Raw genomic sequence first — 7214 nt, 5'->3', positions numbered from 1 at the left:
GAACGCCTTCGCCATCACCTTCGAAGGAAGAATCAACTAAATGCCAACCCCGAATCCACCGTTAAACGGACACTCCCACGTTCAGGCGCCGAGTTTGGGCCGTCCGGTGAAGGTGCCGTTCGGATCTCCTTCGCCACAGACGAAGCGTCGCTTCGTCTGGGTATGAAGCGGTTCGTGACGGCAATCGAAAGTTTGCAGGCCAAGACCGGGAAATCCATTGAAAATAGCGCAGCTGTCCGTGTCATGGATAAGTCCTAGGCCAGTCCCAATCGACAACACCGAGTAGCCGTGTGTGTCCTCACAGGAGGCGAGGGCACGCAGATCTCATGGTGCGTCTTAAGTCGCCATTCGCACCAACAGTCTCCGAAGGAAAGGGAGAGTGAACAGTCGAAACCTGTGGTCACAGCGTATGCACGCGAGTGATTAGCCGAACGCATGGCAACGACGTCGTTGTGCCTAAAGCTGGCTACAGCAGAGGTGGTCGGGCGGAAGAACAACGAAAGCTTCGATGTCCGGTTCTTCCACTGCGGAGTCCTGCACGAGGTGACCCCTTGAAGGGTGCTACTTCCCATGTCACGACAGTACCTGTTGGATTGTCAGGGATGGTCCAAAACTGAGCCGTTTCGCCGCCATACGGACTTGGTTTTCAACCGTCACGGACAAAGGGGCGGCTCCCTGGTGACGACGCCTGTCTTGAAGCTGTTGAATTGCAATCGCCATGAATTCGATAAAGGACGTTCGTCAGTCCGAGGTTCCAAGCCCTCGCGTCCGGTAAGCCGTGTCCTTGTCCATGTTCCAGCCGGCGAGCATTCCGTAGCTGAGGAGTTGGTCGCTGAGTTTGGCCAGGCGGTACTCGGGGTCGGCTTCCAGGGCGAGTTGCATGAATTGGTGGGCTTTGCTGCCCCGGCCTTCCCACCAGTTGATGTAGCCGATGGCGGTGAGGAGTGGCGCCGAGTGGTGGGTGCTGCTGTGCGTGCAGGCGTGGAGGAGGATTTGCTGGGCCCACTCGACGCGGGTCCATTGTGGTTTGCCGGGAGCCTGGGCTAGGAGGATTTGTTCCATGGGGCCGTTGATGCCGGGGATGTCGGCCATGAGCTGGTCGCGGATGGCTGCGAACTGGAAGTTTGCGATCAAGGTGACGGTTTGCTCGTCCGTCGGGTAGGTTTTGGCCTCGAGGATCCCGGCCCAGAGCGTTCGCGCCTGCTCGATCGCGCTGTGGTCATGACACTGCCCGATTGATTTGATCCGATCCTCGACGGCATGAAACGTCGCCTCCTTGTTTGACGGCGGCAAAGTGATCCGGCCGTTTCGTGCGACAGCGCTCCCGCGGTAAGCGAGCTCCGCGTTGATCTCGCTGGAGTCGATCATCGACAGCGGAAGTGCGCAGTTCAGGGTGGGCTCGTCGTCGTACGGTGAGACGGTCTCGTCGCCGACGAGGAGGCCGTCCCGGATGGTGATGTGTTGCTCGGCTAGTGCTCCCGTGAGGGCGGCGATGACTACAGCATACGGTTTGTCCTGGCCGGCGGTCGGGGCGGCCGAGGTGTAAACGGCAAACAGGGCACTTGTGGCATTGATGTCATTGGCGAGGTAGGAGGCGACTGTTTGGGCGTAGGCGCGTTCGCCGCCGTCGTGCTTGGGGAGATCCACGCGGAGGGCCACGCCGATGTGGTTGGCGTCGAGGGTGATGCAGACCAGGCTTTCGTGGGGCCAGAAGCCTAGGGTGTGGCCGATGAAACTGAGGACATCGGCGGGGGTTTTGATGGTGAGCGTGTCCATGATGCTTCTCTTTCTGAGGCGGCGTCAGCGGTGGCCGTTAGGTTTCGGCGTCGTTCTGATACGGGGACCGCTGCTGGGTGTGAGGGGCCGGAGTGCAACTTGGGGGATCGGGGCCGGCGCAAGGCGCCCGGGTTGCGCGGAGGTCCCGCCCAGCGATGATCGAGCATCAGAATGACAAAGAGCGAAGATTCTTTTGGCTATTCATGGCGGGGTTGTTGCGGCGCGGCATGACGAAACACTTCGTGCGTGGTTCGGGCGGAACGCCGCCTACTGGTCCTCGACCGGAAGAATGGCCTCGTATAGGCGGTGGCGCAATCATGTTCGAGAACTCCGCACTGAGGCGCGCAGTGATTACCCGAACGCTATTTCCCGGTCCAGAGAATGAAAATGAGGGTCGGGCCCGGCCACACATTCGCGCACTGCGTTCAAAGTGACCGGGTAGATTCCGGATACAAATGTGAAACGTCGCGTCGCACCAACGAAATATTTGAAAGCTACGCTGGCACCTACTTGGACGACGTGGTCCAAGCAACGCACGGAAGGAAACAACGATGTTGCTCTGGAGCAGCCTAAACCTCTTTCTAGACCGCAGTGGGGATGACGACGATAGTGAATTTGGGGAGGGTACTGCCAACACCGAATTCCCCAGCGGCAAATTGACATCCAATCCTTGGGCAGGCTGGTGGCACGACCAGGCCTAACTTCGACGCTTTTCCAGAACCCCCGATTCGGGGTGGCAGCGTGGGGTCTTTGCTTTCCAGCTTCTCCCAGTGCCCGTTCGTTTCGTTGGCGAGAGCGCCGACCACCGTTTATGCGTACTGAGGACATCGGGGGAAAAGCTATCGTGTGAGCCTGGAGCCTGAGCGCCTCTCGAGGGCGAGTTCGGCGCGTTCGACGACGGAGCGGTCGTGTGCGTCGAGGCGCCTGCCTGTTGTGGGGCTGACCATTTCACAGTCGCGGATTTCGATCAGGCGGCGATGGAGCTGGGTTTCGGCGTGCCGGCTGAGCACGATGAGCGCACTGGCCCGTCGCTTCTCGAGGATCAGGTCGTGGTGCGTGAAGGCAACACGGTTCCAGATCGGCCTGATTTCCAGGAGCAGTAGCCGGACATGGAGTACGAAATTGCCGTGTTTGAGGTGGCCTTCGAGCCGGGGGAGAAGCAGCCCAAAACTCACAAGCAGAACCGCGAACGCTTCGCCCACCCAGTAGAGGACGGTCAGAATGGCCGCAGATGGGCTGGCAGCGCCGTCCATCTTCGTGACGACTCCATAGGCCAGACGGTCGATGAGGACCAGGGCAAAGAGGATGCATCCGATGGCGATGAGGACGAAGGCAGACCGGAAGGCGCGTGCCCGCATGCTTGGGACGTTGTCATGGCACACGCGTGCGATATCGAGGCAGATCCACATGATGAACGCGGACCCGCTCCAGAGGAACACTGCCATTCCTGGTTGGTCGCCGTAGTTCAGAGGCAAGTTGGGATCGGTGGCGTCGGCGCGGCTGGTGAGGAATCCTGCCGTCACTGCCGAGCACGAAATGACCGCAGCCCACCGGCCGAAGGCGAGTTGCCGACGTCGTACTTCAATGTCTTCAACTGCCGCCAGCAGGATGGCCGTCCGGAATTGCCAGAAGCTCGGGTGGGTACCGGCGTCGCTATTGATGATGCGTGTTGCGAGCTGGTCGGCGGGGGCTTCGGCGGTGAGTTCCGCGTTGTCGGTATAGCTGCTGCGGGCCAGGGCGGGGAGCACCTGCTCGGGGTCGAGGTCGGGGAGGAGGCTTCTGACGAGCCCGCTGTTTTGGCCATCGAGATCGTGTCCGAGGATCATGTGGCTGAATTCGTGGAGGACGATGTCCTGTTCCGCGCAGACAAGCCAGACCCCACACAGTTCTTCGCCGGCCAATTCAGGAAGCTCTGCCACCGTGATGATCCTGCCGTGTTTTCGCTCCAGTTTCTCGCGGATGAGCTGCAGCGTGGCGTCGTTGGGCAAGCTGAACGCGTGTTCTGCTTTCCGCGCGATTTTGCGGGCTTCACGGTAGTTCATGGCCGGACGGGACAGCTCGAAGACGGAACGTCGACCGGACCGATCTGGTCCAGGTCATCACTCCTCTCCACGCCGAGCCCCCTCAAGCCACACCAGGACGTCGTCATCCTGATTCGGCCCCGTCCGCTGTCCAGCCAAACCCAAAAGATGGTGGCAACCGGCGCAATGATATCCACCAGACCCAGCGCAACCCCGTCATTCCCTCGATGAATCCGCACCCTGTAGCCCGGGTTGATCCATACCCAGTCCTCCGTGTCAAGTCTCCAGCCGCTGAAGCTTCCTACTTGGCGTTCAAACGGTTCCGGAGGGTGGGTTTCTTGGTGATGCAGTTCTGTGGGCTGACCGTACGATTCAGGTTCAGTTGCCATTAGGATCGCCCTCATGACCGTGTTCTACGGGGAGGTGGGCGCGGATATCGGCGGCAATGCGGTCCTGCTGGACGCTGACGATTTCCGTGATGTCACCGTTTGTGAGCATCTCGCCGTATCCCGTCTCACGCGGCCACTGCGGCGCGAAAGTCACTGAAAACCATGATTACGTTCCATCTTCCGGATCGTGATTCTTTGCGCTGAGACCTCAGGCGGCCTAGAGCTGCTTCGACTATCTGTCGAATGGTCCGACGTTTTCAAAGGTCGGAAGCTTGCCGAACAGTCCGAAATACTCGAAGAGCGGAAGCTTTGGCTTGTCCGCGACCGGCGTGACTGGCTTGGCCTGGATCTTCTTCACCTTGCTCACCGCCTTTCGGATGTTGTCAATGGAGGCCTGGTCGGGGTCTCTGGCCCCTTCCTTCTGATATTTAAATAATAAACCTGTGAGATCACATGTCAAGGGTTCTGGCAGGTTTTGTCTGTTCGCTGATTGTGATTCGTGCCCCCGCAGTCTCCGCAGCGGTCCGGACGGTTTCGACGCAAAGGGCGGGGCTCGCCCGGCGATGCTCCGCAGCGTTCCGTAGTAGGAGAGCGCTCAAGAGTTTTCGTCGGTGATAGCCGTGAGTGCGGGTCTGCTGAGAGCATCGAAGGTTCTACGGAACACCGACTCGGCCAGTCGGGCATGCCGACTCCCCCGAAATGCCGCGGCTCCGATGGAGTATCAGGCCTTTTACGAGCGGGTTCGGGACTCCGGGCAGGTTTTCCAAGACGGGGCGTGGCGGAGATTCTCAGATGCGGCATCGCCATGGACGTCGTCAACGTTCTGGAAGACGGCACTGCGAGGACGCCGGCCACTGAGTGCTTCCCCGCATTTCCGCGCCCAGGGCGGCATGCTCGATCATGTCGGGCCCAGTCATGATCGAGGCGGCCATCGAAGCGCGTCGGTCCCTGTCATGGCGGGGCCCGCATCGGGCATTTCTGAAGGGGCGCCTGGGACGTGGAAGCCAACGTCCGCGTGTGGCTGGAGCAGCGGCGGATATTCGAGTCGGTCCGGTGTCGCAACCCGGAAGGGCTCTGCAACGGCAGCTTCGCCTTTGGGCGGCTTCCCCGAAAAAGCTTGCGAAACGGTGACATTGACAGGTTCCACCTAGTATTCTAGGTTGCATTGTATAGAATGTTGACAGCTTGTGCTGCACGGTTCCCGCTACTCCTTGAGATCGGGTGGTGGCGAGCCGTCACGACCCGATCACGCTCAATTCCGGAAGATAAGGCTCAGCGCATGCCAAATGAACAGCTCGGGGTTCCCGGCTCCGAATTGCACCCGCCCAACGACCGAATTAGTGTCTTAGGCTCTGAACTGCCGTTTGCGGTGACGGAGTACAGTGATCGCCTCAACCGCACCAGGGAGTCTCTTGTCGAGCAAAACCTTGATGCGCTCCTGATGTTTCACCAGGAAAGCATGCATTATCTCTTCGGATACGATCAGCTGGGCTACTGGGTCTATCAGACGGCGATACTTCCTGCGGACGGGAGAGGCATCACCGTCGTTTGCCGCACGATCGACAATGAGCTCATCGACGGGCTGCCATTCGTGGACGAAATCATCAACTGGACTGATGATTCACTCGATGACGCTGCGCAGATCACTGTCCAGACGCTGAGCAAGATGAATCTGCTCGATGGCGGGAAGCGAATTGGCGTCGAGCTGCGAAGCCACGCCTTGCTCCCTTTCTACTACGAGCGTCTCCGCGAACAGCTCAATGGCCGGTGCGAGCTCGTCGATGGATCCGATCTAGTGGCGGAGCTTCGCCTTCGCAAGTCGGAGACGGAGATTGATTATGTTCGGAAAGCGGCTTCCGTACTGGATGCCGGCTATGCTTCAGCGTTCCAGGCGATGCGCGCGGGAAACCGTGAGCTCGATGTCCTCTCAGCCGCGCTGCAGGGTATGTTTGCCGCAGGGGGAGAGGCCCCTGCAATCTGGCCTCCTGTAGCAAGTGGACCCCGCACGTTGGGGTGGACGAATGCATCCGCCAGCGGCCGCGTCATCGAAACGGATGAGATGGTCCAGCTTCAGCTGGGTGGATGCTACCGGCGCTATCATGCCGTCGGCGTCCAGTCCAAGTGGGTTGGCCAGGCGCCTGCGGAGATTCGGGAAGCTTACAAGACGTTGACTGAAGCACATCTGGTGGGCATGGAACACGTCGCGCCGGGCCTTCCCGTCAGCGAGATGGCACAGCGAGTCAACTCGGTTCTTGAACTTGCCGGGATGTGGGAACCGGGCCAACACCTCGGGTACGGAACTGGCACCGGTTTTGCGCCCACTTGGGTTGATAACCTCCGCATCAAGGAACACGATCCGCACATCTTTGAGCCGAACTTTGTCCTCTTCCCGTTCTACCGGCACACCGTCCAGCTGGATAGTGGGCCGGTGGCGATCATGATCGGTGAGCCGATCCTGGTAACGGAAAACGGCTGTGAGCAATTGAGCAACCATGCTCTGACTCCAGATCTCGACGCATAAACATCACGGGGGCGCTTCCGCGCAAGGAAGCGGTTGGATTGACGTCCCGCCCGGCGGAGACGCTGGCGGGTTCGTGCGACCCGCCAGGCGGAGACCCTGGCGGGTTCGTGCGTCCCGCCCGGATGCGCGAAGCCCTACTGCAGACGGGTTCCACCGCTTCCCCTACCTTTCCGACCATTGCCGTGCTCGGCGGTGATGGCAGGTGGGCCCGCGAAAATTGGCCATTGCCCCCAATGGGGAGGGTTCAATGGTGCGTTGCCGCATGGACTCTGCGTGTCCGTCCAGCCAGACCGGACACCGACTTCAACGTGGCATTGATCGGTCGCGCTGACTTCCCGCGGATCCCTGGAGCGCGGCCGGTGTTGGTGTGGCCGCCAGCGTCCATCGTGCTACCTCAAGGCTCGAGCGGGAAATAATTCCAGCAGGACGTTGACGGCGAGGTAGTCGTGGACGGCCCGCTGGGTGTTTTCAAGGAGTGTCTTCATCGCCGCTGATGCGCCTTCCTCA

The 7214-nt window shown here is 60.2% G+C and carries 5 protein-coding genes and 1 pseudogene; 3 read left to right on the top strand and 3 right to left on the bottom strand.

Annotated elements, in window-relative coordinates:
* Nucleotides 1-258: pseudogene (locus tag AC3WJM_RS22765) on the top strand (hypothetical protein); the annotation flags it as partial.
* Between the two features lie 483 nt (nt 259-741).
* Here the strand turns inward: AC3WJM_RS22765 and AC3WJM_RS22760 are convergent.
* Nucleotides 742-1776 (bottom strand): DUF4192 family protein, encoded by a 1035-nt coding sequence (locus AC3WJM_RS22760; RefSeq protein ID WP_492273031.1) that lies wholly within the window; start codon nt 1774-1776, stop codon nt 742-744.
* Nucleotides 1777-2615: 839 nt separating this feature from the next.
* Nucleotides 2616-3818 carry a hypothetical protein gene (locus AC3WJM_RS22755; protein ID WP_492273030.1) on the bottom strand — a complete coding sequence of 401 codons (1203 nt, stop codon included), beginning with the start codon at nt 3816-3818 and terminating at the stop codon, nt 2616-2618.
* A 381-nt stretch (nt 3819-4199) separates the two neighbouring features.
* Here AC3WJM_RS22755 and AC3WJM_RS22750 point away from each other — a divergent pair, with 381 nt between their 5' ends.
* Nucleotides 4200-4343, top strand: coding sequence for a hypothetical protein (locus tag AC3WJM_RS22750; RefSeq protein ID WP_492273029.1), 144 nt, complete (start codon nt 4200-4202; stop codon nt 4341-4343).
* A 75-nt stretch (nt 4344-4418) separates the two neighbouring features.
* Here AC3WJM_RS22750 and AC3WJM_RS22745 read toward each other — a convergent pair whose 3' ends face one another.
* Nucleotides 4419-4544: a hypothetical protein gene (locus tag AC3WJM_RS22745; RefSeq protein WP_492273028.1), complete on the bottom strand. Its 126-nt coding sequence runs from the start codon at nt 4542-4544 to the stop codon at nt 4419-4421.
* Between the two features lie 921 nt (nt 4545-5465).
* Between AC3WJM_RS22745 and AC3WJM_RS22740 the strand changes: the two genes are divergently transcribed.
* On the top strand, nt 5466-6707 hold the full coding sequence (locus tag AC3WJM_RS22740; protein WP_492273027.1) for a M24 family metallopeptidase: 1242 nt from the start codon (nt 5466-5468) through the stop codon (nt 6705-6707).
* Nucleotides 6708-7214: the final 507 nt, after the last annotated feature.

The organism is Arthrobacter sp. FW306-1B-G06A, from assembly GCF_058781765.1.
Note: the sequence above shows the minus strand (reverse complement) of the source record. Positions and strands in the feature narration are given on the sequence as shown.